The sequence below is a fragment of the Marinobacter sp. es.042 genome (genome assembly GCF_900188315.1).
Taxonomy (GTDB): Bacteria; Pseudomonadota; Gammaproteobacteria; order Pseudomonadales; family Oleiphilaceae; genus Marinobacter.
Window position 1 is genome coordinate 2,061,785 of sequence record NZ_LT897781.1, and the last position, 23,044, is coordinate 2,084,828.

Sequence of the window (23,044 nt, forward strand, 5' to 3'; positions counted from 1 at the left end):
TCAGTTTCCTCAATACTCCAACGTCAGTAATACCACAGACACATTGTCACCCGCCTCGTTTGCCAGGCCGGCATCAATCAGTGCCTGAACCGTGCGCTCCATGCCGTCACTTTCCTTATGGATTTCAAGCCACCGGTATTCCGGAACCGAATCAGTTAACCCATCGGAACACAGCAGCAGCACATCTCCTTCATCAAGCGTTTCACGCCGATAACTGGGGGCCGCCGGCTCCACCGTTCCCACGGCCCTGGTCAGGACATTCCGGAACGGCACATTGGGCACGTCGGCCCTGGTAATGCTGCCGTCTTCCAGCATGTTCTGGACCACGGTATCGTCCCGCGTGAGACACAGCGCCTGGCTGCCACGCAGGCTGTAGCAACGGGAATCGCCAATGTGAGCAATATGCGCCTGATTGCCACTCAACCAGGCCACCACCAGTGTCGTGCCCATTTTTTCAAGTCTTGGATCCCCGGAACGGCGGCTCACTATGCGCTCATTGGCCAACCTGAAGGCCCGATCCAGTTTTCCCCGGATATCCGCATCCGTGGTGCCGCTCGAGGCATCGGCGATTTCAGGCTCAAGGGATTCGATGATGGCATCAACCGCAAGGCGACTGGCAACCTCGCCTCCCTGGTGACCGCCCATACCGTCAGCAACCACCAACAACGCCTGGTCACCCGCATCATTGATCCGCCAGTCCACCACATCCTGGTTTGATTCCCGGACGGCCCCGCGATGACTCTGGCCGGCAACGTGATATCGCATCAGGACGACACCTCCTGGCCAGCCTCACGAACGGCCAGACGACGCACGGCCTCGGCCATGGTGGCGGCACTGGCAAAGCGCTTGTCCGGCTCGCGCTGGATAGCCTTGTTGATCAGACGGACCACCCCGTTTGGCAGATCCGCGTTGAACTCGCGGACGCTGCGTGGGCGCTTGTTAAGAATCTGGTAGGTCAGGTTGGCCAGGGTATCGCCCTGATAGGGCGTTTCGCCGCTCACCAGCTTATAAAGCGTTACGCCCAGGCTGTAGATATCGGAGGCACCGGTTACTTTCTGACCCTTCAACTGCTCCGGCGACATATACAATGGGCTGCCCATTACCGCGCCGGTGCGGGTTCGCGAGTCATCGGAGATCTTGGCAATGCCGAAATCGGTGATCTTTATATCGCCATTGTCGGGATTGAAAATGATATTCCCGGGCTTGATGTCGCGGTGGACGATTTTCTGGCTGTGAGCGTAGGCCAGAGCGTCCGCCACGCGGGCAACGATATCCAGAACCCTGGGCAGGGGCAGTAACCGTCCGGTTCTGCCGAATTCACTGAGCGGACGTCCTTTCGCATAGTCCATGGCGATATAGGCGAGGTCTGCCTCCTCGCCAACGTCATACACGGTGACGATAGCCGGGTGGCTCAGGCGGCCAGCGGCTTCTGCCTCCCGGAAGAATCGCTCCTTGAGATCCTGAAGCTGTCCATCATCAAACGCCTGGTAGCTGAGAGTCTTGATGGCAACGGTACGGGCAATCTTCGGATCCTTGCCCAGATAAACCACACCCATGGCCCCTCGGCCAATCTCCCGCTCGATTTCGTACCTTCCGAGGGTCGGGCGACTAACGGCGGGCTCGGGCATCAACAGGGTGCGGGTATTGTCGAAACTCCCTCCCTGCATCAACGAGTTATCCGGCGCGAGCTTTTCCAATGCCGACAGCCTCGCGGCGGTATCCCGAAAACCTTTCTTTCGCTCCTGAATACTGCGGTAGGTGCTGACCGCCTTGTCGTACTGGCGCTTGCGCTCCTGCTGGATGGCGACGTCGTAGCGCAGCTCGATCTCGCTTTCACAGTCGGGGCAGCGATCCAGCGCTTCGAGGGCCTCGTCTGTATGACCTTGTTGCAGAAATACCTTGGCCAGCTTCAGCCGCGCATCCCGCACATTATCTGTCAGTGCACGGATGTGTTTGCGTGGCTGCAGCCAGAACAGCATCACCACGTAACCGACCACCAGCAACGTGAGCACCACGCCAAACGGCACCCAGGCGTTGCGGTAGAACATCAAAGCCGCCTGGATCACCACGAGCGAGCCACCAAGCAAAAGAGTGACCGGCAGGGAAACGGCCGCGCCCATCGCCGGAATTGCAAGCACCAGATACAGTGCCGCAATTGCCAGCCCGGCGGTCACCGCCATGTCGGACCAGAGTGGTTCCGAAAGCCCCCGATCAGCCATAGCCGGCCCGAATGCCTCCTGCGGGAGAATCGTGGCCGGGGTCGCGCCCTCTGGCACGCCGAGAATGCTGAATAGCGCACGGTCAGCCCAGCCAACGAGGGCAAGCTGGTCCCCCATGAGGGCAAACACAACAGCCAGAACGAGAATAACGGCCCGCAGACTGAACAGGCGCGGTATGAAAGAGAGTATGGCGTTCACAGGCAACTTTGTTATAAATGGCTGATCTGACTAGTTTAGAAAGCGTGGCGGAACTTCGATACAACGACCGGGGTGTTTTTTGTAAGTGTTTGTTTACCTGAGAGAGAGGTCACGTATAGTTATGCCGTCGTTTACCTCAGGGATGATGGAAATACACACATGACACTGAAGTTACTGATTCTCCTGCTGCTGCTCACCCTGGCCGGCATCGGCCTTTACCACACCCAAAAGCCACTGCCGCCAGGCATCAGCTATCGTGGCACCGCGGTGCCATTGGAGGAACCCGTCCTGCTGACAGACGTCACCCGTCACTATCAGGACGGCCGGGAGGAGCGAGACCATGAAATCTTCGACGAGGTGTTCCGGCTTGTGGGACAGGCCAACGAGTTCATTCTCATCGACATGTTTCTATTCAACAGCACCAAGCCGGCGGATGTAGCCCACCGGCCTCTGGCTCAACAGCTCACAGAAGCCCTGCTGGCGAGAAAAGCGGAGAAACCGGAGCTATCCATTACGGTTATCTCCGACCCCCTGAACACCATGTATGGAGGTACAACCTCACCCTGGTTTCAAGCCCTGCGCGATGGTGGCATTCCGGTTGTGGAGACGGCACTCCGGCCCTTACGGGACAGCAATCCCACCTGGTCTTCAATCTGGCGGCTGTGTTGTCAGTGGTTCGGCAACAACCCCGACGGAGGCTGGCTGGAAAACGCCCTGGGCACAAAGCCTGTTACCCTTCGTAGCTATCTCGCACTACCGAACTTCAAGGCCAATCACCGGAAGCTTATGGTCGCGGATGAGGCGGGTTCCCTGAGGGCCATCGTTACCTCGGCCAACCCCCACGACGGCAGCAGCCGGCACAGCAACCTGGGGCTTAGCTTCGCGGGGCCGGCGGTCTTTGATCTGCTGAAAAGCGAGCGGGCGGTTCTCGCCATGTCGGGAGCGGACACCACGCCCATTGATGAGCGAATCAGCATGGCTCCCGAAGTCACTGGAGAACCGCAGAAATCCGAAATCCCCCTGGTGGCAGTGCTGACCGAATCGGAAATCCGGGATCAGGCTCTGTCCATGATTCAAGAGGCCTCGGCCGGTGATCAGCTGGACATGGCCATGTTTTATCTCTCACATCGCGATATTGTCACAGCCCTGGTCGACGCCGCCAGACGGGGCGTTGCACTGCGAGTTCTGCTTGATGCCAACAACGAGGCCTTCGGCCACCAGAAGAGTGGCATTCCCAACAGGCAGGTCGCCATGGAACTGGTTCGCGCGGGCGTTCCGGTACGTTGGTGTAATACCCTGGGTGAGCAATGCCACACTAAACTGTTGATGTTGGCCAGAGAAAACGGCGCAACAGAACTGCTCCTGGGTTCGGCCAATTTTACCCGGCGCAATCTCGACGATCTGAATCTCGAGACCGATGTCTGGGTATCGGTGCTGGAGCAGTCACAGGTTGCGAGCGGAGCCCGGCGATTCTTTGACGAGCAATGGCAAAAAGGCCCTGGCGACGATCCGGTGATGAGCCTGCCCTACGAGCGTTGGGCCGACGAATCCAGACTTCGCTATTGGCGCTACCGGATTATGGAGGCGACCGGCCTGTCGACCTTCTGAACAGAACAGGACAAAAGCCATGACAACACCCGTGCATGCGCGCCCTATCGCAGAGCGTATCGACTGGCTGATGGAGCTCAGCCGGGCCCATTCGGCCAGCTTCTGTAGCCCGGAAAACCATCTGGCCAGGCAGCGCTACCTGGCAGAGCACAATACCCAGATCATTGCCATGAAGTGCATGGATGGCCGCATCCACCTGCCCTACGTGACCCAGACGCCTCTTGGTGTCATTCACCCGTTCCGGAACCTTGGCGGGATCTTTGAGCTGGGCTGGCCCTACCTTGGCGACATGCTGGCGGACACGGTCCAGCAAGCCGTAACCCAGGGACGACGGGTGCTGATCATCATTACCTACCACTACTCAAAAGGCTCCCGGGAGCGCGGTTGCGCCGGCTTTGACTGCGACCGTGAGGCCGCCATGCGCCATGCGTTCCAGATCCGAAGCCAGGTGGAAAAGCTGTTCGGAAACGGCCACCGAACGGTCTATCCCCTGGTATGTGGTTTCGAGAGCGACGAGGATGCACTGGTTATGCATGGTAGCCAGGAGCGAACGCTGGATCTGTCTACCATTCCTGTAACGCGACTTGCCGATATGGCCTCCGAAATCGCCTCCCTTTGTCCGGATATGCCGGAACCGGTTCAGCGTGATCTGCTGCCCCTGGTTGAGGGCAATATCCGGCACGTGAACGAGATTCGGCGTTTTGACCGGGAACTGAACATAGAGCACCGGGAGTGGGTCATCTGCCTTGGCAGGGGGTTCGATTTCCTGCACGCACCCAACGTAGCCCTGATCATCGGCCCCTACAGCCCGGATCTGTCCCATCCCATCCGCCAGGCCGCCGGGATCATAAAGAGCAACATGGATAATGGCCGTGTTCCGGATGATGGTTTCCTGCTGCTCTGCTCCGCGCCCTACCAGGAACCGGGCACCCAGAAGGCCCGGGCAGAACTGAAATCGGCGTTCCTGGCAGAGTTCGGTGCCAACGTTATCCGCCAGGCGTACCCAGACCTCGCCAGCCGAATGGTCGCACGCTCGGCTATACTCCATTGGCCGGAGCGAAAGCTGCAGGTTTGTGAATCCTGAACGATTCGTATGTTGAGGGAACGCAACCAACTGTTTTATCGTCCGGTTAGTGCAAGATGACTAACAAACCGCTACACCGGAAGTAGCCAACGAACAGGAGTGACCCATGTCAGGCATTCGCAAGCACTTGAGGTACGTTTCCTTTTTTATGGCCATGATGATGGCCCTTGGTTCCGTCTGGTCGGCCACCGCTACCGCCGGCATAGTTGGAACCGGCGAAATGATCGGGCAACAACAGGTTCAGCTGGACCGGCAGGAACTGATCAGCATGCTCGACAGACAGGATGTGCAGGCCAAGTTGGCAGACCTTGGGGTCAGCCAGGACCAGGTCAAGGAACGCATCCAGAACCTCACGCCCGCGGAACTGGCGGACTTTGAACGTCAGCTTGCCGAGGCACCTGCAGGGCAGGATGTTGTCGGCATCATTGTGTTGTTCCTGCTGGTATTCATTATCACCGATATGCTCTGTGCTACTAACGTCTTCCCGTTCGTGAACTGCATTAGATAGCGGGGGCAGTAGCCGTCATTTTTCCCACTCTAGAAGCGACATCCAGCAGGCTGATCCTGGTGTTACTGGTCAGCCTGCTGGCCGGATGCGCCAGCGCTCCCAAATGGCCAGCGCCCGACACTCACCAGGCCATGCTGCCCGACAAGGTTGTGCTGGACGACGTGCCTTTCTACCCCCAGGAAAGGTATCAGTGCGGGCCTGCGTCGCTGGCCATGATGCTGAACAGCCAGGGCCTTTCATCCAATCCCGATATTCTCAAGGAGCTGGTTTATATTCCGGGCCGGGAAGGCTCCCTTCAGGTCGAAATGATCGCCGGCGCACGCGCCCATGGCATGTTGGTTTACCCGCTGGACGGTAGATTAGAAAGTGTTCTGACCGAGATCGCAGCAGGCAATCCAGTCCTGGTGATGCAAAATCTGAGGTTTGGCTGGTGGCCCCAATGGCACTTTGCGGTTGTGATCGGCTATGACGCCGGCGAGCGAGACCTGATACTCCACACCGATACCCGCAAGCGTGAAGCGATCGATCTGGAGGTTTTCACAAATACCTGGGGGCGGGCCGACAACTGGGCCGTCACTATTCTGCCGCCGGATCGGGTTCCAGCTACCGCAGCACCGCTTCGTTTTCTGCAATCCGCCCATGACCTCGAAACAACCGGACGAACGACAGCCGCTGGCATTGCCTATAAGACAGCCGAGACGACCTGGCCGGACCAACCGACGGCCACTATGGCCAGAGGCAACCTTGCCTGGCAGTTGGGCCACCGAGGCGAAGCACAGGAGCATTTCTTGCGCGCGGTGAAACGTTTTCCGAAATTCGCCGAAGGCTGGAACAACCTCGCTTTCGCGCTGCAGGCGAGCGGCTGCACAAACGTTGCGACCCAGGCGGCGAGATGCGCCGCCGCACTGACACCGGACCGCTTCGGTGAATCAGAATTGCTCAAACAAGAAGGCACCACATCCGCGGAACAGTGTCCTGCACTGCCCGAGTGCCCAGGGGAAGCCCCCTAGGCTGGCTTCCGGAACAGAGCCACATCCTTTCTCGGTATTTCCAGGTGCCAGCCAAACCGGTTGGCGAGCAGCTTGAAGGTGAATTCCCGGTAGAAGACCACATGGGTCGGGTCCCGGCGATAATGCCAGTTGTCGAACCGGTCATCGTCGGTCTGGAAGCAGGTCATCACACCCAGCCAACCACCGGGCTTCAGCATCCGGTCGAGTTCCCTGAAAACGCCAGCGGGGGCGTAAAGATGCTCTACCACTTCGGTACAGGTTATGAAATCGTAGGTCTGATCGAGAGCCACTGCCGAGGGATAAAAATAGGGATCGTGGAGACTGACTGCCATGCCTTCCGCCTCAAGCATCTGCGCTAGTACAGGGCCGGGGCCGCAGCCGAAATCCAGGCCGCTGGCGCCCGATGGCAGGCGCTCAAGCAGAGGTTCTGTCAGTTTCGAGAGAAATGTCCGGTACCCCGGATGAGACGGGTCATTATCATGCAGTTGGTAAATTTCCCGCTCCTGCTCAGGCGATAACCGGCAGGACGCATCCATCACCGTCGCCTCGCAGACATCACATCGAAGGTAACGCTGGGCCTTCACTACACGGAAATCCGAGAGACTGCCCTGCTCGCACACCGGACAATGACTCACGCCCTCACCTCGGATCAAGTCCCGCGGCCGCCCTCATGCGGGCATCGAGTTCCCGGGCGTCAATCTGATCGGACGCTATGATCTCTGCCCGGCTGTAGGCTTGCGGTTCACCCTGAATAACGGTCAGGGCTCCATCAACCACATTGATCGCCCGCCAGCCGGCCACGGTCTGAACGACAGCCTTGAAGCGCACAAAGGCTGCGTCCATGGCCATCACCAGCAATGCGTTCTCATCAAGTATCAATTCCGGATGTATGCGCCAGCCAACACTGAAATGCCCCTGTCCCTGATTGGTAATCTGTTGCCAGGGTTCGTCATCAATGGCGGGGGCCGGCGATGCAGTTTTGTGATGGTGGTGATGGTGAGCTTCCCGATCGGTCACCGGCAGGGCATCCGATTGGCCGTCCAGCCAGCCCGGTGCCAGATGCCCGAACCGTGTGTGGTGAATCGCCCGCTTGGCGGGTTCCAGTTGTGCGGCCCACTCATCAAAATGAGTCAGTTGCTCCGGCGTGCAAAGATCAGTCTTGTTGGCAACGAGAATATCCGCCGCAGCCACCTGATCCCGGAACTGCACATTGCCGAGCACCTTCGGCTCTTCGAGCCTGCGGGGGTCCACCAGGCAGATCACAGGGCCCATGGAGAGCACATCCTGGTAGTGCTCGCTGGTCAGGGTGTCCAGAATCTGAGAGGGGTGACCGAGCCCGGTCGGTTCAATCAAAAGACGGTCCGGCTTTGCCTTGTGAATCAGCTGGTTTAGCCCTATCTGCATCGGCAGGCCGGCAACGCAGCACATGCAGCCGCCGGGGATTTCCTTGATGAAGGCGCCTTCGGTCTTCAGCATGGCGCCATCGATGCCCACCTCGCCGAACTCGTTGACCAGAACCGCCCAGACCTCGTTTTCCGGTTTGCTTTTCAGAAGATCCAGAATGGCGGTGGTTTTACCGACACCCAGAAAACCAAGTATCAGGCTGGTAGGAATAGGTTGAGCCATGGCGCCGGAGGCACTCCTCTAGGAATCAAAATGTTATATTATAACAATTTATCCGCCAGAACGACCCTGTTTCAGGAACAGTCCGACGGCCTTGTCTGATAGCAGGGCATGAGCAAGTGCCGGATAGGGCAAATAGTGAACAAACAGGGTGGCGAGGGTGACTGCATCCATGCCGGAATCCAGGAACATCCAGGCCCCGAAAGCCACGAACAGGGCGCCCAGAAAACCGCCATAGATCCACAGCGCCCGTGAGCGCTCCTCCTGCATCGGCAAACGCTCAAGGGTCCGTGCGATTGAGAAGCTCATGTAGACGGCAATCAGGGCCGCAATGACCAATGAGGCCAGCAACCCGGTAAATCCGATCAGATACCGGAACAGGTAGTTGGTCAGGAAGAACAGGGCAATGCACGTAACGGCAACAATGGTGATGCGTGTCTTTTCCATGGCGGCTCAGGGTTTGTTGGTTTTAAGGATAGGCGCAAAGAATGGCAGAGACGCCCGGAAAGAACCACCCCTGCTGCGACCGGGGTTCCAGACTGATATGATGCCCGTCATTCTCACTGGCAACCGGACACCCGATGACCACTGGCAATTCCACCCGGCTCAACAAATACATCAGCGAAAGCGGCATGTGCTCCCGCCGGGAGGCCGATCGCTATATCGAGCAAGGCAACGTCTACATCAACGGCAAACGAGCAACCGTGGGCGACCAGGTGCTTCCGGGTGACACGGTCAAGGTGAACGGCCAGGTGATCGAGCCACGGGCTGAAGAAGATCTCGTGTTCATTGCACTGAACAAGCCGGTAGGGATTGTCAGCACCACGGACAGCGCGGAGAAACACAATATCCAGCGCTTTGTGGGTCACAGCGAACGCATCTTCCCGATCGGACGTCTGGACAAGGACTCCCAGGGCCTCATCTTTATGACCAGCAACGGCGACCTGGTCAACAAAATACTGCGGGCGGGCAACAACCACGAAAAGGAATACCTGGTTACCGTCGACAAGCCGGTCACTCGGGAATTCGTGGAGGGTATGGCCAATGGTGTGCCGATCCTCGGAACCATGACAAAAAAGTGCAAGGTGTCGCGGGAGTCACGCTTTGTCTTCCGGATCACCCTGGTTCAGGGCCTCAATCGCCAGATCCGTCGGATGTGCGAGTATTTTGGCTACGAGGTTACCAAACTGGAACGGATCCGGATCATGAACGTGAGCCTGAAAGGGCTTGCGGTGGGCCAGTGGCGGGACCTGAGCGAGAAAGAGCTGGCCGGGCTGTTCGATGCCATCCGGGATTCGTCTTCCGAAGCCCCGCCCGGCGCTGGCAAGCCAGCAAAAAAGAAGCCCGGAACGAAGGCCAAACCAAAGCCTGATCGCAAGCCTGGCTCTGCATCCGCACCAGGTAAGCCCGGTGGCGCCAGGCGCCCCGGCCCGAAAGGCAAGCCCGCGCCTGGCAAAAAGCCGGCATCGGGCAAACGGCCAAAAGGCGGCAAGCCAAGGCAAAAGAGCGTTAAACGGTAAGCGGGGCTTGCACCTGGCCGCGCCGGGCTACTTTTTCACCCACTTACCGCCCATTTGCACATACTGGCCGGACGGAGTCTTCTCAATCGCCTTCTTGCCTGCAACCGTCTCCACCTGGGTTACCGGAATGTTGTGTTTTTCGGCAATGCGCTTGTACTCATCCCGACGGGCGCTGTTAATGGCTTCCACCACTTCCTTCGCCTGCCCTTCGGCGCGCACCACTTCCAGATAACCCGTCGGTGTTTCTCCAACCAGCCCCTGCTGCTTGACCGAGTCCAGTTTCTGTTTGGCTTCATCCAGCCCCATGGCAAGCACGGAGGCGCTGATACCGAACGCCAAAACCAGCGCAAACATCTGTATCAATCGTTTCATCTTCAACCCCTCAAACTTTCCGGACACAGTCAGAACAAGCCCTGTTCGCTGAACAGGTCATCCACTTCCTTATCCACTTTCACGTAGATTTCGTGCTGGATTTTCACGTTCAGGTTGACCGTAATCGGCTCCTTTGGCGCCGCCATCTGCACTGTCGGCGTGCAGGCAGCCATCGCCAGAGGAAGCATCAGTATCATCAGTGTTCTTGCCATGGGCGACCTTTCAGGCCACCAGGGCCGCACGGGTTTTATCATGGTGCTTTCTCCTCACCGGATTCCTGCAGCAATTTCCGGACGCGCCTGGTAACAGCTTCATTGACCCTGCCACTCAACTGCAGGCTGGTGAGCAGCGCGGGAATGTCTTCCTCAAGATTGACATTGAGTACCACCGGCTGCCCACCCCTCAGGTCCGGATTCTTACCTTCGAGGCGAAGGCCAAGGCTCAACTTACCCTGTTCATCGTAGTCTATCGTGCTGTTGAGGACTGAATAGTGAAAGTTTTGCAACGCCTGGACCACGATGTCCATGGCCTGGTTGCCACCGAGCATCGCCTGGAGCTTGTCCGCCGGCAACTGCAAACGGCCGCCAGGATCTATTGCGGAAATACTGCCTGCACTCACCTGCACCCCATCGCCACTGATGCCCAGAGGAACTCGCCCACGAAGCAACCCGCTTCCAGAAAGTCCTTCGGCTGGATACACGGCCATCAGACGGCTGAGGGAGACGTCCTCAATCTCCACAGGGATGCGGCCAGACCCACCGCCCAAATCGTACCTGGCAGGAGGCACTCTGAGGGTACCTTCGAGGAACCGGGCCCTGGCCTGCTGAACCTCCAGAGTGCCGGCCAGCAGCTCCGTGACCGGCGCGCTGTAACTCCCGGAAAAAAGAACCGAGGTGACGGGAATGCCGGCATTGATCTCGCCAACGGTCATGTCCCTGAAACGGGTCGTAATCCGGGAATTTTCCAGCGATCCCCGCACCTGGCCGGTGAGCCCTGATACCGCGGTCCGGTTGAATACCCCGCCAACACCCTGCAGCTCGGCACTGCCACTGGCGGCAACTTCACCACCCTGACCGGTCGAAACTTCCATCGACAACCGGGCATTGCCAGAATCCACTGTCAGCAGATCCGGCCATCCGATCAGGGTTTCTGCCAGGGCCCGAACACCCTGTTTTCCGTCGATAACAGAGTCGATGGCGACGGATACGCCGCCTTCGGGATTGAGCTGGATATCGAGATCAGCCGTAAAGCCGGACTCGGAAGCCAAGGTGCCCTGCACCCTGAGATCTGCCAGGCGGCCCTTTGCCCTTCCCTGGAAGTTCCACGTTTGCGGCAGTAGTTGCGGATGCTCGACGCGCGCGGCATCGACCCTGATGTCGCCATCAATGGAAATGCGCTGCGCCCAGGGGCCATTTGCACCATAGTTCAGGGTAACCGTTGTATTGCTGAGATCCGTGCGCAGGTTGTTGAGCGTCAGCGGCTGGTCTGCACCGACAAACGTGAGATGATCCGTCAGAACAAGAGACGAAGGGGCAAAATCGATGGTTGCGACATCACCATTGGCGGTCACAGAAGGCCGGACCTCTGCACGGCTGCCCGTTACTTCCCATCCGCCGGACCGTATATCCGGCAATGCCATACCCACCGAGCTCTGTTCAATGGCAAAGGACCAGCCTGCAACCGCCAGGGGCCAGGCCACCAGAGCCATACCACCGGCCCAAAGAAGCCCGCGGCCGATGCGTTCAGGCTTTACAGACCCTCTACTGGGCAAAACGACGCTCCTGTCGGCTCGGTTTACTCACCACGCCGGGTCAATCAGTACAGATCATGCCGGCGTTTCGCAAGGGGAAGCGCTCGACGACGGAATAGACGGAACCATTCGGACCAAGTGTACTGTCGAACAGAACAAATTCGGTCACCTGGAAATGGCCGAACACAAAGTCAGCATTCTCAGCCATTAACGGCTCAACAGAACCCGGCTGGCGTTTGAAACGGGCCAGCGTAATGTGCGGGCGAAATACCCGACGTTCAGCCATAAAGCCCAGACTCTCCAGTCGCCGCCCGAGAGTCTGGTGCAGCACAGCCAACGGCGCCGCCGCCTGAACACCGGCCCATAGATTCTTCGGCCTTTCGGGCTGGCCGAAACGACCAACGCCGGCAACCTCAAGCGGGAAGGATTCCGAATCTATCTCACGGGCTGAACTGGCTACGGCTTCGAGACCTTCCCCGCTCACCTTCCCCAGAAACAGGAGGGTGATGTGCAATTGCTCAGCATTCTGCCATCTGGCGCCCGTCACCGGTGATCTGACCTTCAGCAACCGGGCCTTGATTTCTGCCGGAAGCTCCAGCCCGAAAAAAAGCCGTGGCAACGCTCTATTCCTCGTAGATCATCTTGCGTACCATGCCGCCATCGGCCACAAAATTCTGGCCAGTGATAAACGAGGCCTCGGGCGAAATGAGGTAGGCCGCCAAGGAGGCAATATCCTCAGGTTGCCCTACCCTGCCCGCCGGGTGCTGGAGGTGGTCGTTTTCGGAAAGCGGTTCAACCGGTTCTGCGCCGCCCTGCCAGGCCCGGGTATCGATCCAGCCGGGACTGATGCAGTTCACACGGATATGCGGCCCCAGGCTCACCGCCAGTGCGTGGGTCAGTGCCACAATACCGCCTTTGGTAGCGGCGTACGCCTCGGTGTCCGGCTCGGACTGAAGCGCCCTTGTAGAGGCCATGTTAACGATAGCGCCTTTCGTTTTTCGAAGGTGCGGCACCGCATGCTTGGTGACCAGGAACGGCCCGGTCAGGTTCACGTCCAGCCGGCGCTGCCACTGATCCAGGCTCAGTTCCTCAATCGGCCCCGTCTCGGGGTTGGCGATTCCGGCATTATTGATAACGGCGTCCAGTCGGCCGCCCCAGCGAAGGGCTTCGGCAACAATGCGCTCCACATCGGTTTCCGAGGCCACATCGCCGTGCAGAAAGTGCAGTTCATGATCAGCACTGGCGGCCAACCGCTCACCGACAGCACTGTCGGTGTCACAGAACGCCACCCTCCAGCCAGCGTCGGCCAGATGAAGCACAAGGCCCCGGCCGATGCCTTTAGCGCCGCCGGTCACCAATGCGACGCGATCGGTTTGACTCAAAATAACCTCCGTTGCAACCGACGATTCGGGTTACTCAACCTTGGGTGTGGGCCGGACAAGAATTTCATTTACATCGACATGTGCCGGCTGAGCCACGGCATACATGACCGCATTGGCAATGTCCTCCGGCTTCAATGCATGACCAGGACGTTCATCAAAGAAGGGCGTGTCCACCATGCCAGGTTCGATCAGGGTAACCCGGATACCAGAGCCACGGAGCTCCTCACGAACACCATAGCCAATGGCGGTTACCGCCCACTTGGTCGCACTGTACATGGAACCGGGAATGGTGGCACGGCCTGCCGCAGAGCCGGTTAACAGCAAGTGGCCCTTGCTATCTTTGAGCGCCGGCATGCAATGCTGGAGGGTAAGGCCCACACCGTAGATATTGGTGAGGATCATATCCTTCCAGACGTCCGGGTCAGCGCCGCTGAATCCGCCCGGCTCACCGCCGCGACCGGCGTTGGCAAACACCGCATCAATGCGGCCAAAGGTTTTCAGGGCCTGGTCGACCATGTTTTTCTGGTCATCACCGCTCTGGACGTCGCATTGGACCGTCAACACCTTTTCCTCGCCACCCAGCTCCTGCTGCAGGCCTTTCAGTTTGTCTTCAGAGCGCGCGGCCAGAACCAGCCGGTAACCCTGTTTCGCAGCCGCTCGCGCCGTTTCCGCGCCGATGCCTGACGACGCGCCGGTAATCAGCATTACAGGTTGATCTGCCATAAGCGTTTTCTCCTGTTGCTTGGGAAATGTGGGTAGGGCTACGCCCGGTGACCCCAGACCGATCAGTCAGTAAATCTGCAGCAGGATGAGAGCGACGATGGCCAGGGCCAACAGAAACCAGCGGGCGTAGTGGTCGGGGCGGTCCTCGTGGTCGCTGGCAGCCCTGCTGAGACTGCTGCCTGACGTCTGCTCATACTCGGACACCAGTTGCCGCGCCCGGTAGAGATCCTCATCATCGACATGCACGTTGCTGAAGCCCGCGGCACCAATATCACCCATGGCCCCCTGAAGGTAATGGCCTCCGACATGGGCCTCAATACCGTTGGCTTCCAACAGACCAGCCACAATGTGGGCTTCGGTTATGTCTCTGGCCCGATAGGCTATTTGCAACACGCGACTCCTTCTGTGACCGTTCCGGGCAGAACCGGGACAAATCTGCGAGTATCATTGGAAGGATAGTTCGACCTGCCCGGTGGGGCCAATAACATACGGATCGACCATGCTCTGGATTATTCTCGCCATCATCGTGTTCATCGTTGCCGCAACCCTGCTTCTGTTCCGGCTTGAGGATCTGTCTCATCTGGACCGGGATGATTACCCGATCAAAGACGCAACACCAAGCGAAGCCAACCGGGAAGTGCTGGGACGCATCCGCGAGCTGGGGCAATCCTCAAAAGGCCTGCGCGGCAAAGCGCGCCTGATGGCGCTCCGAAAACACATGGACGGGCTGAGTGAAGGCATTGAACTGGCCTCGGAGCTGCGCCATTGCGAGTCACCCCGCGGCGAATGGGTTCTCGCCCCAGGCTGCGATACCCGCCGCCGCATCCTGTACATTCATGGCGGCGCCTGGGCTGCTGGCAGCCCCAGAAGCCATCGGGCCATTACCGACCGTTTATCGCAGATAACCAGAGCCGCAGTGTTCGCACTGGACTACCGTTTAATGCCGGAGAACCGGTTTATGGACGGGGTAAGGGATTGCCGCGAAGCCTATACATGGCTCCTGAAACACGGCCCTGATGGCGCCGAACCGGCTGATTTCATGGTGGTCGCCGGAGATTCTGCCGGCGGCAGTCACACCCTGGGATTGATTGCCTGGATTCGGGATAGCGGTCTGCGTCAGGCGGATGCGGCGATTGCCTTCTCACCATCCACCGATCTGACCCTGACCGCGCCGAGCAACCGCAACAACATCGGTACCGATCCACTGCTCGGGCCTGTGTTTGGTGGCCTGTCGAAAATCCCACTGCCGGTTATCTGGTGGGCCACACTGGCGGCATTCCGGGTCTCCCCAACCAGCCCTGTTGCCTCACCATTACGCGGGAATCTGAAGGACCTGCCCCCAACGCTGATACAGGCCAGCGACACCGAGATGCTGCTGGACAACGCCCGGCGTTACGCCGCTCGGGCAGAAGCAGCAGGTTCTCCGGTTACCCTTCACACCTGGCCGGGAATGGTGCACGTATGGCAGATCTTTGTGCCCTTACTTCCGGAAGCGGAGGAGGCCTTCGATGACATCAGGGCTTTCCTGGAGCAGCTGGAGTCCCGGGGTAGCGCACAGGCTTCGGCCTAAACCTGGACCTTGCCCCGCAGGGCCTTGGTTTTACCTTTTTTTGTCTTCTTGTCCACACGCTTGCGCTGTGAGGACCGGGTCGGTTTGGTGGGACGTCGGGCCTTGCGGGGTTTGACGGCCTCCTGGATCAGCTCTTTCAGCCGCTCCAGCGCATCCTCCTTGTTCAACTCCAGGGTTCGGAAAGATTGCGCCTTGATGATCAGCACACCTTCTTTGCTGATTCGCTGATCATTGAGCGACATCAGTCGCTCCTTGTAGAAGGGTGGCAGAGAGGAGTGAGGAATATCGAAGCGCAGGTGCACCGCGGAGGCGACTTTATTCACGTTCTGGCCACCGGCACCCTGGGCCCGGATCTGGGTGATTTCGATTTCCCAGTCAGCAAGTTCAACAGCGTTGGATAGTTTCAGCATCTGCTAAGGTTAACAGAATCCAGAACCGTGGGCTTTCAGCACCGGGATTTGTGTGAGGAACAACCAGTTATCATGTGCGGACGATTCACCTTCTATACCCCACCGGACACCCTGATCCTCGAGTTTTTTCCCGAGGGCATGGAGGTGGACGGGCATTTTGACCCCGGCTACAACATCCCTCCCGGCACAGGTATTCCCATGATCCGGATGAGCATGAACGGCAGCCTGATCATGGCTCACTCCCACTGGGGCTTCCGGCCGGCCTGGGCGGATCAGAAAGCGCCGGCTCCGATCAATGCCCGTGCAGAAACAGCAGCCACATCAAAATACTTCCGGGACGCCTTTGCCCATCACCGTTGCCTGATACCGGCCAATGGCTGGTACGAATGGCAACAAACAGAACATGGCAAAGAACCTCAATACATAACTCCAGCGAATTCCGGGAAGTATCCGGCGATTTTCTTCGCCGGCCTCTGGACCCCGAGAGAAGGCGACGAGACCACCGCCTGCGCCATCATCACCGAACCGGCCAGCGAACACCTGAAGCATATCCATGAACGTCAGCCCGTGGTGCTTGATCCGGCCTGCCTGAGGGACTGGCTGAATCCGGAAATCACCGACCGGACACAGTTGCGGACAGTGACCCATCGCCTGGATCCTGAACAGCTGAAAGCCATTCCCGTTTCGCCGGAGGTGAATAATCCGAGGCATAACTCGCCGGACCTGATCCGGGAAGCCTGAGGCGTATCCGGTCCTTTGCTTGCCGACTCATCGGTGGCTCAACGACCGCCCGGAAGACTTCCTCATACGGGTATCGTTCGAGTCCGCTGGTTCCACAACCTCCTGAAGATTCCGCCTCGGAGCCGCCGGCAAATCTGTCGCCGGGTAACCCAACCTGAGCAGAATCTGCGGGAAACCCGAACGCCCAAGGAGGTGCTGGAGTTTCGGGCGAAGCACGGCGACCTGAATTGGCTGGTTCAGATAGGAAGCCTGCAGCCCCTGCCCCAGGGACCGGAGCAAAACCCGCTCCAGCGCCTGCCCGGCCTTCAGCCAGTCTTCTACGCCATCCCCGGCCGTTCCCAACGCAGCAATCACAGGTGATTCATCCGCCAGTTGACGGTCCTTGGCGCCAACGCCGTTGCCCATATCAAATGTGCGCACCACCAATTGGGCCACGGGCGCAACCATGCCGGGAACCGTCAAACCGTCTCCCTTGCGGCGGGGATGCATCCAGGCAGCCAGCTCCCGTCGCCAGCTCGGGTTGGACCACTGGGCAGCGTCGCCCTCCGCCACCAGCTCAGCCACCTGATGACGCGCATGCTCCGATTCCAGAACCTGGAACCATGCTCCTTCGGTCTCCGCCGACTCCTCAAGGATGCCCAGCACCTCGGAAGGCACCTGCTTTGGCTCAAACCGCTTGCGATAGGTGCGTCGCCTGGCAATCGCCCGGAACAGTTCCGTTTGCCGGCCCTCCTCCCCGGATACCGGTGTAAACGAGACGGTCGCCAGCAGGTCCTCGTCGCCCGGGTCCGGCAAAAGCTGGCATTCGGTATTGAATCCTGCATGAGCGGCGGCAATCCGAAGATTAAACAGGGCACACCCGCAGCTAATGGTCAGTTCCCGGTCGTCGGGGTCGTTGACCGGCAATGCCCGTAAACGGTCTGCAAACAGGGAAATCCCGGTTTGGCCCAGTTCAAATCGCCAGGGCTGGGTGTTGTGGCTTGATGGCGCCAATGTTGCGCTCTCGAGGATGGCCGCCAGGGTGTCTCGCGGTATGGGGGTGTTGCGTGTTCCTTCGCTCATTGCAGCTCTCCCGAATGGTCTCGTGACAGACTATTCCTGCGTGAAAGGAAAAGATAGCCGGTGATGCCCGGCGACTTCATTGAGCCGCATCAGCAAAATCTCACGCTCCGTAACCTGACATTCGCGGGCGCGGCAATTAAAGTGAAGACAGTGAAAACTTGCACAGGGTCTGAGATGCGTTATTCCTTCAGAAACGTCTTATTTCTGGCATTCGTGGCGCTTGCGCTCGGCGGTTGCGCCAGTAGCGGAAAGCTGCAGTCGGGTTCTACGCCTGCACTACAGACCATTCCTGTCGACGCATCCAGTTCGGAAAAGGCCCAAAAACTCTGGCAGGTGTTCGAGCGTTACCGAGGCACCCCCTATGAATACGGTGGCACCTCCGGCAATGGCTTCGATTGCTCAGGATTCATTCTTACCGCCTACCAGGAAGGCCTGGGCAAACAATTGCCCAGGACAACGACTCAAATGCTTGCCAGTGGTGACGTGGTTCATCCCGGCGAGATTCGACCGGGCGATGTGGTGTTCTTCCGAATTGGCGGAAAGGAACAGCACGCCGGTATCTACATGGGCGGGGACCGCTTTATCCACGCATCAACATCGGCCGGCGTTATCCAGTCCTCGATCAGCGGCTATTACTGGAAAGGCCGGCTGACCGAAGCGAGACGCTTTGACTGAGACAAGCTGAATAGCCCGCTTCAACGCTTTTTCCGGCGCACATAGAGTACTTTGTGGACGCGCGCGACGAGCTCACCGGATTCATCAACGATATGCACGTCCCACTCTGGCAGCATTTTGTCTCCGTTTGCCGTTGCGGCGCGGATCTCTTCAACACGCTCATCGGTCAATTCAAAGCGTGCCATCACCTTGCCCTTGCCGGGACGGATAAAATCAATACTCGCCGATTTATCCCACACGATGTAGTCATTGCCCAGCCGTCGCATCAGCAGCAGCATGTATATGGGATCAACCATGCTGTAGAGCGAGCCGCCAAAGTGAGTGCCCACGTAATTGGTGTTGTACCAGTGCTGGCCCATCTCCACCCGGGCCGAGCTGAAATCCTCAGCAATGTGGGTCACCCGGATTCCAGCACCGATGTAGGGAGCAAACGTGGAAAGAACACGGCGCATGGCCCCGGCACTGGCAAGCCAGCGGCGTAGAGTGGCGTTCATCAAACATCCTCGATGGTATAAATGACTGCAAATTCAGTAGCACGCTATCTTCCAACCCGACGCGCGCCGATGCAAGAAATTCATACGATCGTTTGAATATTAAAGACCACTGAACGTGAGATGCAGGGCGATTGCGGACATCATGATTCCAATAACACCATCGATAATCCGCCAGGCCAGCGGCCGGGAGAGAATGGGCGCCAGCGCCGAGCCGCCCCAGGCAAGCAGGCCGAACCAGAGAATCGAGGCACTGCTCGCACCGGCCACAAAGGTGGTCGCGTCCTCTTGCTGGGCTCCGATGGCAGGAATCAACAGCAGCGTATCCAGATAAACCTGAGGGTTGAGCAGAGTGACTGCCAGGGTCGTGAACACCACGGCTTTAAGGCTTCGTTTGGTTACCTCACCCGCTTCAAGAGCCGCTCTGCCGCGGCTGGCGCGAACGAAGGACTGAATCGCAAGCCAGCCAAGAAAGGCCACACCCAGCCACCGGAGAATCTCCAGGGCCTCAGGCATGGCCATCAGGGCAGCACTGATGCCGAACATGCCCAGGGTAAACAGGGTGATATCGGCCACTATGCACAGCCCGGCTGACCACCAATGATGTTCCTGGCGTATTGCCTGGCTCAGCAGGTAGGCGTTCTGCGCACCGATCGCCACGATAATGCCGCCACACACAATCAGACCGGTCAGGTAACTCTCAAGCACGTGAATCTCTCCTTGATGAATGGCGCAAGGTTATCGCTTCCCAGCTATACTTGAAATTCATACTCATAATACTGCATCAGTTTTACTTATGATTGACTACAAATTGCTGGAAGCCCTGGCGACGGTCATTGAGTGCGGAGGATTCGAACGTGCCGGCCTGGCGCTCGGGCTGAGCCAGTCGGCCATTTCCCAGCGAATTCGCACCCTTGAAATCCGGCTCGGACAACCGGTTCTGGTGCGAAGCCCGGCACTCAAGGCCACACCGGCCGGACAGCGTCTGCTCAACCACGTTCAGCAGGTGCAATTGCTGGAGCGCGACCTGACCAAGTCCATCCCGGCACTCTCGGAACCCACAGCGAGACTGCGCATCGCACTGAATGCCGACAGCCTGGCCACCTGGTGGTCGGCCGCTGTCGGCAACTTCTGTGCGGAGGAGGCCCTGCTTCTGGATCTTGTGGTCGAGGACCAGGACATTGGCCTCCGCAGGATGCGCGAAGGGGATGTGGCTGCCTGCCTGTGCAGTAGCCCCCAGCCTGTTGCCGGTGCCCGCTGCGTGCCCATTGGCACCATGACCTACATGCCACTGGCAACTCCGGACTATGTGCACCGATACTTCGGGAAGGGCCTGAGCGAAACCAGCCTGAAGAATGCCCCGGCCATTGTTTTCGGGCCGAATGACCAGCTGCAACATCGGTTCCTGGCCCAGTGCGGCTATCACGGCACCTTCCCCCACCACCTTTGCCCTTCCTCGGAAGGTTTTGTGAAACTGGCGCTGGCCGGCATGGGGTATGGCATGATTCCGGAAATGCAGGCCCGCCCGGAAATATCTGCCGGGCGCCTGGTGAGCATCGCGCCTGAACAAACCCTGGAAGTGCAGCTATACTGGCACTTCTGGCGCCATGGCGGCGGCGTGATGGACCGTCTGACCAACGCCCTGCGATCTGCGGCCACGTTAAATTCAAACGTGTAAACAGGGGGAGCAACGATCAGAATGAAGCACCTTGTGGCGGTTTACGGCACGTTGAAACGTGGCCGGAACAACAGCCATATTCTACGAGGCGCCCGTTTTGTCGGGACAGACTGGATGCCCGAACTGAGCCTGTATCACCTGGGCCCCTACCCGGGTGCCATAGAGGAACCTTCCCCGGGCGTCCGCGTGGAAGTCTATGCGGTTACCGATACGATGCTGAAGACACTGGACGAACTGGAAGACTTCTTTCCTGAACGCCCGCAAAGCAGCTTGTATATCCGCCAGACCATGGACACTCGCCACGGCTCTGCCTGGGTGTACATTTACAATCGGCCGGTTAAAACGATCCAGCGGCTGCGCTCCGGGAGCTGGTAGCCCATAGCCCACACACCTTCACCATAAGGACACCAGATTGGACCTGACAACGCCTGCCCTGCTCTTCCCGGCGATTTCGCTGCTGTTGCTGGCCTACACCAACCGGTTTCTGGTGTTGGCGCAGCTGATCCGCCAACTCAAGCAGATGGACACCGAGGAAGACCACGCCCTGATTGCCCGACAGATCGGCATGCTGCGCAAACGGATTGTGCTGACCAAACGCATGCAGGCCTTCGGCGTACTCAGTTTCTTCCTGTGTACGGTTTCCATGTTCCTGCTTTTCCTGGGTGCCGACCTGCCGGGGGTGATCGCGTTTGGCGCCAGCCTGGTACTGCTGTCTTTCTCGCTGCTGTACTCGCTGTACGAAATCCAGATCTCAACCAACGCCATCAATGTGGAGCTGGCCAGCTTTGAGGCCCGCAAGAGTGCCTGCCGGGAAGATGTCGACTATTCGTGAGGCCTGTTTGCGCCGGAATTCACGACCCGGACACCAAACCAGCGCGGAAACCGGAGCAGACAGAACAGGGCAATCATGTCGTAAAGGGCGTGCCAGACCATGACCAGAGCAAGGCTTTCGGATAACAGGTAGGCCGCTCCCAGGACCATGCCAAGGCCGGTAGCCACCAGAAAATAGGTAAATGAAACGTAGTGCACCAGCCCGAATAACACCGATGCCGCAAGCACGGCCGTTACAGGGTCCGTCTTTGTCATCAGCCAGCCCTGGATTGCGCCCCGGAACAACAGTTCCTCACCGACTCCGGCCAGGAGGGATAGCAGAATGAGTACAGCCGGGGAGTAGCTGGAGGCAAAGTCATACAAACCCTGCATCTGCCGCTCGAGTTTCTCCGGGAACAGGCCGGGCACCCGAGTAAGCAACAGCAAAACAGCGTAGGTAAGAGCGGCTCCAACCGTCCCCAGGAAGATGCTGGGCCACAGGCCTGGCCCAACATGCAGCACCGGAATTCCGAATAGCAGTATCGCCACTAATCCGATAACGCCAATGGCGCCCTGGAATAACAGAGCGGCATTGGAGGACATACCGGATTGTCGTCGTTTACCCAACGCCATTTACTGGTCGAACAAGGGCTTCACCGGAAACAGCGCATCGTATTTCGGCGCCTGCTTCTGGGCTTTGGCCTGGAACGATTTCATCATGTCCGTCGGGCGGAACATGCCGGCCTGCCAGGTGGCCATATACTTGAGGCTGTCTTCCACGCTGTGGTCGCGACTGTAATTGAGCATTTCCTTGCAGCCAGTGACGGCCAGAGGAGAGTTCGCCGCTATCTGGCCGGCAATGGCCATAACGTCTGCCAGCATGGATTCCTGGTCGGCGTAAACGGCGTTCACGAAGCCCAGATTCTGCGCTTCAGTGGCGGAGAATTTTCGGCCGGTGTAGGCCAATTCACGAACCACGCCCTCGGGCATCAGTTTGGGCAGGCGCTGGAGCGTGCCGACGTCGGCGGTCATGCCCAGCTCGGTTTCCTTGATGGTGAAGTAGGCATCCTCCGTGCAATAACGGCTATCGGCGGCACACACCAGATCCAGAGCGCCACCGATACAGCCACCGTGGATGGCTGCCAGCACGGGAAGCCGGATTTTTTCCAGAGAGGTCAGAGTATCCTGCAACTGCAGCACAACCCTGCGAAGGTTTTCCGCCATGCGCCCGGGGTCACCGTTCATGGGCACGGCTTTGGGATCGCTGAATACACCCAGATCCATGCCTGCAGAGAAGTGTTTGCCGGTGGAGGAAATGACGATCACGCGGGCATCGGTGTTGGCCTCAATCTCCTGCATGCACCGGGGCAACTCGAGCCAGAACGCCTTGTTCATGGTGTTCAGGGCCTCCGGGCGACTGAACTGAACGTGGGCGATGTGGTCTTTAACCTCAATCGAAAAACTCTCGTAACTGGACAACTCGGACAAGACAGCACTCCTTATATAAATGTCGCTAACCGGCTCATTAGCGGTCGCCCCGGCTAATGTATCGTCAATTCTGCTACCTTCGTATTATGGCGGACAGAGAGACGACACGTTAACCCGAAAAG

General features: G+C 58.6%; 29 protein-coding genes. 11 read left to right on the forward strand and 18 right to left on the reverse strand.

Annotated features, from left to right (window positions below; translation table 11 throughout):
• Window positions 1-9: 9 nt before the first annotated feature.
• Window positions 10-765 carry a protein phosphatase 2C domain-containing protein gene (locus CFB02_RS09655; RefSeq protein ID WP_088557837.1) on the reverse strand — a complete coding sequence of 252 codons (756 nt, stop codon included), beginning with the start codon at window positions 763-765 and terminating at the stop codon, window positions 10-12.
• A complete protein-coding gene (locus tag CFB02_RS09660) occupies window positions 765-2,417 on the reverse strand; it encodes a serine/threonine-protein kinase (protein WP_014576382.1) in 1,653 nt (550 codons plus the stop codon). The genes CFB02_RS09655 and CFB02_RS09660 overlap by 1 nt, the downstream gene beginning before the upstream one ends.
• Window positions 2,418-2,576: 159 nt before the next feature.
• On the opposite strand from CFB02_RS09660, the gene CFB02_RS09665 reads away from it, so the two are divergent.
• From CFB02_RS09665 to CFB02_RS09680, 4 genes are all read left to right on the forward strand, one after another.
• A complete protein-coding gene (locus CFB02_RS09665; RefSeq protein WP_088557838.1) occupies window positions 2,577-4,025 on the forward strand; it encodes a phospholipase D family protein in 1,449 nt (482 codons plus the stop codon).
• A gap of 19 nt (window positions 4,026-4,044) precedes the next feature.
• Window positions 4,045-5,109: a carboxysome shell carbonic anhydrase domain-containg protein gene (locus CFB02_RS09670; protein ID WP_088557839.1), complete on the forward strand. Its 1,065-nt coding sequence runs from the start codon at window positions 4,045-4,047 to the stop codon at window positions 5,107-5,109.
• Between the two features lie 106 nt (window positions 5,110-5,215).
• Entirely contained in the window at window positions 5,216-5,617 is a 402-nt protein-coding gene (locus CFB02_RS09675) for a PA2779 family protein (RefSeq protein ID WP_088557840.1), read from the forward strand.
• Window positions 5,618-5,676: 59 nt separating this feature from the next.
• Complete coding sequence (locus CFB02_RS09680) at window positions 5,677-6,627, forward strand: PA2778 family cysteine peptidase (protein WP_088557841.1); 951 nt, start codon at window positions 5,677-5,679, stop codon at window positions 6,625-6,627.
• Here the strand turns inward: CFB02_RS09680 and CFB02_RS09685 are convergent.
• The 3 genes from CFB02_RS09685 to CFB02_RS09695 form a co-directional block, all read right to left on the reverse strand.
• Window positions 6,624-7,163: a class I SAM-dependent methyltransferase gene (locus CFB02_RS09685; RefSeq protein ID WP_264753963.1), complete on the reverse strand. Its 540-nt coding sequence runs from the start codon at window positions 7,161-7,163 to the stop codon at window positions 6,624-6,626. The two genes, CFB02_RS09680 and CFB02_RS09685, sit on opposite strands and share 4 nt — an antisense overlap.
• A gap of 103 nt (window positions 7,164-7,266) precedes the next feature.
• Window positions 7,267-8,253: a CobW family GTP-binding protein gene (locus tag CFB02_RS09690; RefSeq protein ID WP_088557843.1), complete on the reverse strand. Its 987-nt coding sequence runs from the start codon at window positions 8,251-8,253 to the stop codon at window positions 7,267-7,269.
• Between the two features lie 48 nt (window positions 8,254-8,301).
• Window positions 8,302-8,697 carry a hypothetical protein gene (locus tag CFB02_RS09695; protein WP_088557844.1) on the reverse strand — a complete coding sequence of 132 codons (396 nt, stop codon included), beginning with the start codon at window positions 8,695-8,697 and terminating at the stop codon, window positions 8,302-8,304.
• Window positions 8,698-8,831: 134 nt separating this feature from the next.
• Between CFB02_RS09695 and rluF the strand changes: the two genes are divergently transcribed.
• Window positions 8,832-9,770, forward strand: coding sequence for a 23S rRNA pseudouridine(2604) synthase RluF (gene rluF, locus CFB02_RS09700; RefSeq protein WP_088557845.1), 939 nt, complete (start codon window positions 8,832-8,834; stop codon window positions 9,768-9,770).
• Between the two features lie 27 nt (window positions 9,771-9,797).
• Here the strand turns inward: rluF and CFB02_RS09705 are convergent, their stop codons facing one another.
• The 7 genes from CFB02_RS09705 to CFB02_RS09735 all read right to left on the reverse strand — a co-directional run bounded on the left by CFB02_RS09705 (window position 9,798) and on the right by CFB02_RS09735 (window position 14,390).
• Window positions 9,798-10,142: a YdbL family protein gene (locus tag CFB02_RS09705; protein ID WP_008175984.1), complete on the reverse strand. Its 345-nt coding sequence runs from the start codon at window positions 10,140-10,142 to the stop codon at window positions 9,798-9,800.
• A gap of 29 nt (window positions 10,143-10,171) precedes the next feature.
• The gene (locus CFB02_RS09710) at window positions 10,172-10,354 is read right to left on the reverse strand and encodes a YnbE family lipoprotein (protein ID WP_014576371.1); all 183 of its coding nucleotides are present in this window, start codon (window positions 10,352-10,354) and stop codon (window positions 10,172-10,174) included.
• Between the two features lie 38 nt (window positions 10,355-10,392).
• Window positions 10,393-11,913 carry a YdbH domain-containing protein gene (locus CFB02_RS09715; protein WP_227519175.1) on the reverse strand — a complete coding sequence of 507 codons (1,521 nt, stop codon included), beginning with the start codon at window positions 11,911-11,913 and terminating at the stop codon, window positions 10,393-10,395.
• A 40-nt stretch (window positions 11,914-11,953) separates the two neighbouring features.
• Window positions 11,954-12,511 (reverse strand): RNA 2',3'-cyclic phosphodiesterase, encoded by a 558-nt coding sequence (gene thpR / locus CFB02_RS09720; protein WP_088557847.1) that lies wholly within the window; start codon window positions 12,509-12,511, stop codon window positions 11,954-11,956.
• 4 nt (window positions 12,512-12,515) lie between these two features.
• Entirely contained in the window at window positions 12,516-13,274 is a 759-nt protein-coding gene (locus tag CFB02_RS09725) for an SDR family oxidoreductase (protein WP_088557848.1), read from the reverse strand.
• A gap of 30 nt (window positions 13,275-13,304) precedes the next feature.
• Window positions 13,305-13,997: an SDR family oxidoreductase gene (locus tag CFB02_RS09730; protein WP_088557849.1), complete on the reverse strand. Its 693-nt coding sequence runs from the start codon at window positions 13,995-13,997 to the stop codon at window positions 13,305-13,307.
• A gap of 66 nt (window positions 13,998-14,063) precedes the next feature.
• Complete coding sequence (locus tag CFB02_RS09735; protein WP_264753933.1) at window positions 14,064-14,390, reverse strand: DUF2007 domain-containing protein; 327 nt, start codon at window positions 14,388-14,390, stop codon at window positions 14,064-14,066.
• Between the two features lie 106 nt (window positions 14,391-14,496).
• Here CFB02_RS09735 and CFB02_RS09740 point away from each other — a divergent pair, with 106 nt between their 5' ends.
• Window positions 14,497-15,567, forward strand: a complete 1,071-nt coding sequence (locus CFB02_RS09740) for an alpha/beta hydrolase (RefSeq protein ID WP_088557851.1) — start codon at window positions 14,497-14,499, stop codon at window positions 15,565-15,567.
• Here CFB02_RS09740 and arfB read toward each other — a convergent pair.
• Entirely contained in the window at window positions 15,564-15,977 is a 414-nt protein-coding gene (arfB, locus tag CFB02_RS09745) for an alternative ribosome rescue aminoacyl-tRNA hydrolase ArfB (protein ID WP_008175998.1), read from the reverse strand. The genes CFB02_RS09740 and arfB overlap by 4 nt on opposite strands.
• Window positions 15,978-16,049: 72 nt before the next feature.
• Between arfB and CFB02_RS09750 the strand changes: the two genes are divergently transcribed.
• Entirely contained in the window at window positions 16,050-16,718 is a 669-nt protein-coding gene (locus CFB02_RS09750; protein WP_088557852.1) for an SOS response-associated peptidase, read from the forward strand.
• Window positions 16,719-16,745: 27 nt separating this feature from the next.
• On the opposite strand, the gene CFB02_RS09755 is transcribed toward CFB02_RS09750, so the two are convergent.
• The gene (locus CFB02_RS09755; RefSeq protein ID WP_088557853.1) at window positions 16,746-17,780 is read right to left on the reverse strand and encodes an Acg family FMN-binding oxidoreductase; all 1,035 of its coding nucleotides are present in this window, start codon (window positions 17,778-17,780) and stop codon (window positions 16,746-16,748) included.
• 174 nt (window positions 17,781-17,954) lie between these two features.
• Here CFB02_RS09755 and CFB02_RS09760 point away from each other — a divergent pair, with 174 nt between their 5' ends.
• On the forward strand, window positions 17,955-18,455 hold the full coding sequence (locus CFB02_RS09760; RefSeq protein ID WP_088559210.1) for a C40 family peptidase: 501 nt from the start codon (window positions 17,955-17,957) through the stop codon (window positions 18,453-18,455).
• A gap of 20 nt (window positions 18,456-18,475) precedes the next feature.
• On the opposite strand, the gene CFB02_RS09765 is transcribed toward CFB02_RS09760, so the two are convergent.
• The gene (locus CFB02_RS09765) at window positions 18,476-18,949 is read right to left on the reverse strand and encodes a DUF4442 domain-containing protein (protein WP_088557854.1); all 474 of its coding nucleotides are present in this window, start codon (window positions 18,947-18,949) and stop codon (window positions 18,476-18,478) included.
• Window positions 18,950-19,048: 99 nt separating this feature from the next.
• Window positions 19,049-19,654 (reverse strand): LysE/ArgO family amino acid transporter, encoded by a 606-nt coding sequence (locus CFB02_RS09770; RefSeq protein WP_088557855.1) that lies wholly within the window; start codon window positions 19,652-19,654, stop codon window positions 19,049-19,051.
• Between the two features lie 88 nt (window positions 19,655-19,742).
• On the opposite strand from CFB02_RS09770, the gene CFB02_RS09775 reads away from it, so the two are divergent.
• From CFB02_RS09775 to CFB02_RS09785, 3 genes are read left to right on the forward strand one after another with little or no spacing between them, the layout of a single operon-like run.
• Window positions 19,743-20,624, forward strand: coding sequence for a LysR family transcriptional regulator ArgP (locus CFB02_RS09775; RefSeq protein ID WP_088557856.1), 882 nt, complete (start codon window positions 19,743-19,745; stop codon window positions 20,622-20,624).
• A 21-nt stretch (window positions 20,625-20,645) separates the two neighbouring features.
• Entirely contained in the window at window positions 20,646-20,999 is a 354-nt protein-coding gene (locus CFB02_RS09780; protein ID WP_008176007.1) for a gamma-glutamylcyclotransferase, read from the forward strand.
• A 37-nt stretch (window positions 21,000-21,036) separates the two neighbouring features.
• Complete coding sequence (locus CFB02_RS09785) at window positions 21,037-21,456, forward strand: DUF2721 domain-containing protein (protein WP_088557857.1); 420 nt, start codon at window positions 21,037-21,039, stop codon at window positions 21,454-21,456.
• Here CFB02_RS09785 and CFB02_RS09790 read toward each other — a convergent pair.
• Together CFB02_RS09790 and CFB02_RS09795 are read right to left on the reverse strand one after the other, a co-directional pair.
• Window positions 21,447-22,037 carry a CPBP family intramembrane glutamic endopeptidase gene (locus CFB02_RS09790; RefSeq protein ID WP_088557858.1) on the reverse strand — a complete coding sequence of 197 codons (591 nt, stop codon included), beginning with the start codon at window positions 22,035-22,037 and terminating at the stop codon, window positions 21,447-21,449. The genes CFB02_RS09785 and CFB02_RS09790 overlap by 10 nt on opposite strands.
• A gap of 30 nt (window positions 22,038-22,067) precedes the next feature.
• Window positions 22,068-22,913, reverse strand: a complete 846-nt coding sequence (locus tag CFB02_RS09795; RefSeq protein WP_227519386.1) for a crotonase/enoyl-CoA hydratase family protein — start codon at window positions 22,911-22,913, stop codon at window positions 22,068-22,070.
• Between the last annotated feature and the right edge of the window lie 131 nt (window positions 22,914-23,044).

Coding starts and splice junctions, on each gene's coding strand:
- CFB02_RS09760 (WP_088559210.1), top strand. CDS start 17,955: ATGCGTTATTCCTTCAGAAACGTCTTATTTCTGGCATTCGTGGCGCTT.
- CFB02_RS09690 (WP_088557843.1), bottom strand. CDS start 8,253: ATGGCTCAACCTATTCCTACCAGCCTGATACTTGGTTTTCTGGGTGTC.
- CFB02_RS09780 (WP_008176007.1), top strand. CDS start 20,646: ATGAAGCACCTTGTGGCGGTTTACGGCACGTTGAAACGTGGCCGGAAC.
- CFB02_RS09765 (WP_088557854.1), bottom strand. CDS start 18,949: ATGAACGCCACTCTACGCCGCTGGCTTGCCAGTGCCGGGGCCATGCGC.
- CFB02_RS09695 (WP_088557844.1), bottom strand. CDS start 8,697: ATGGAAAAGACACGCATCACCATTGTTGCCGTTACGTGCATTGCCCTG.
- CFB02_RS09775 (WP_088557856.1), top strand. CDS start 19,743: ATGATTGACTACAAATTGCTGGAAGCCCTGGCGACGGTCATTGAGTGC.
- CFB02_RS09755 (WP_088557853.1), bottom strand. CDS start 17,780: ATGAGCGAAGGAACACGCAACACCCCCATACCGCGAGACACCCTGGCG.
- CFB02_RS09655 (WP_088557837.1), bottom strand. CDS start 765: ATGCGATATCACGTTGCCGGCCAGAGTCATCGCGGGGCCGTCCGGGAA.
- CFB02_RS09675 (WP_088557840.1), top strand. CDS start 5,216: ATGTCAGGCATTCGCAAGCACTTGAGGTACGTTTCCTTTTTTATGGCC.
- rluF (WP_088557845.1), top strand. CDS start 8,832: ATGACCACTGGCAATTCCACCCGGCTCAACAAATACATCAGCGAAAGC.
- CFB02_RS09670 (WP_088557839.1), top strand. CDS start 4,045: ATGACAACACCCGTGCATGCGCGCCCTATCGCAGAGCGTATCGACTGG.
- CFB02_RS09790 (WP_088557858.1), bottom strand. CDS start 22,037: ATGTCCTCCAATGCCGCTCTGTTATTCCAGGGCGCCATTGGCGTTATC.
- CFB02_RS09730 (WP_088557849.1), bottom strand. CDS start 13,997: ATGGCAGATCAACCTGTAATGCTGATTACCGGCGCGTCGTCAGGCATC.
- CFB02_RS09705 (WP_008175984.1), bottom strand. CDS start 10,142: ATGAAACGATTGATACAGATGTTTGCGCTGGTTTTGGCGTTCGGTATC.
- CFB02_RS09710 (WP_014576371.1), bottom strand. CDS start 10,354: ATGGCAAGAACACTGATGATACTGATGCTTCCTCTGGCGATGGCTGCC.
- CFB02_RS09750 (WP_088557852.1), top strand. CDS start 16,050: ATGTGCGGACGATTCACCTTCTATACCCCACCGGACACCCTGATCCTC.
- CFB02_RS09665 (WP_088557838.1), top strand. CDS start 2,577: ATGACACTGAAGTTACTGATTCTCCTGCTGCTGCTCACCCTGGCCGGC.
- CFB02_RS09685 (WP_264753963.1), bottom strand. CDS start 7,163: ATGGATGCGTCCTGCCGGTTATCGCCTGAGCAGGAGCGGGAAATTTAC.
- arfB (WP_008175998.1), bottom strand. CDS start 15,977: ATGCTGAAACTATCCAACGCTGTTGAACTTGCTGACTGGGAAATCGAA.
- CFB02_RS09740 (WP_088557851.1), top strand. CDS start 14,497: ATGCTCTGGATTATTCTCGCCATCATCGTGTTCATCGTTGCCGCAACC.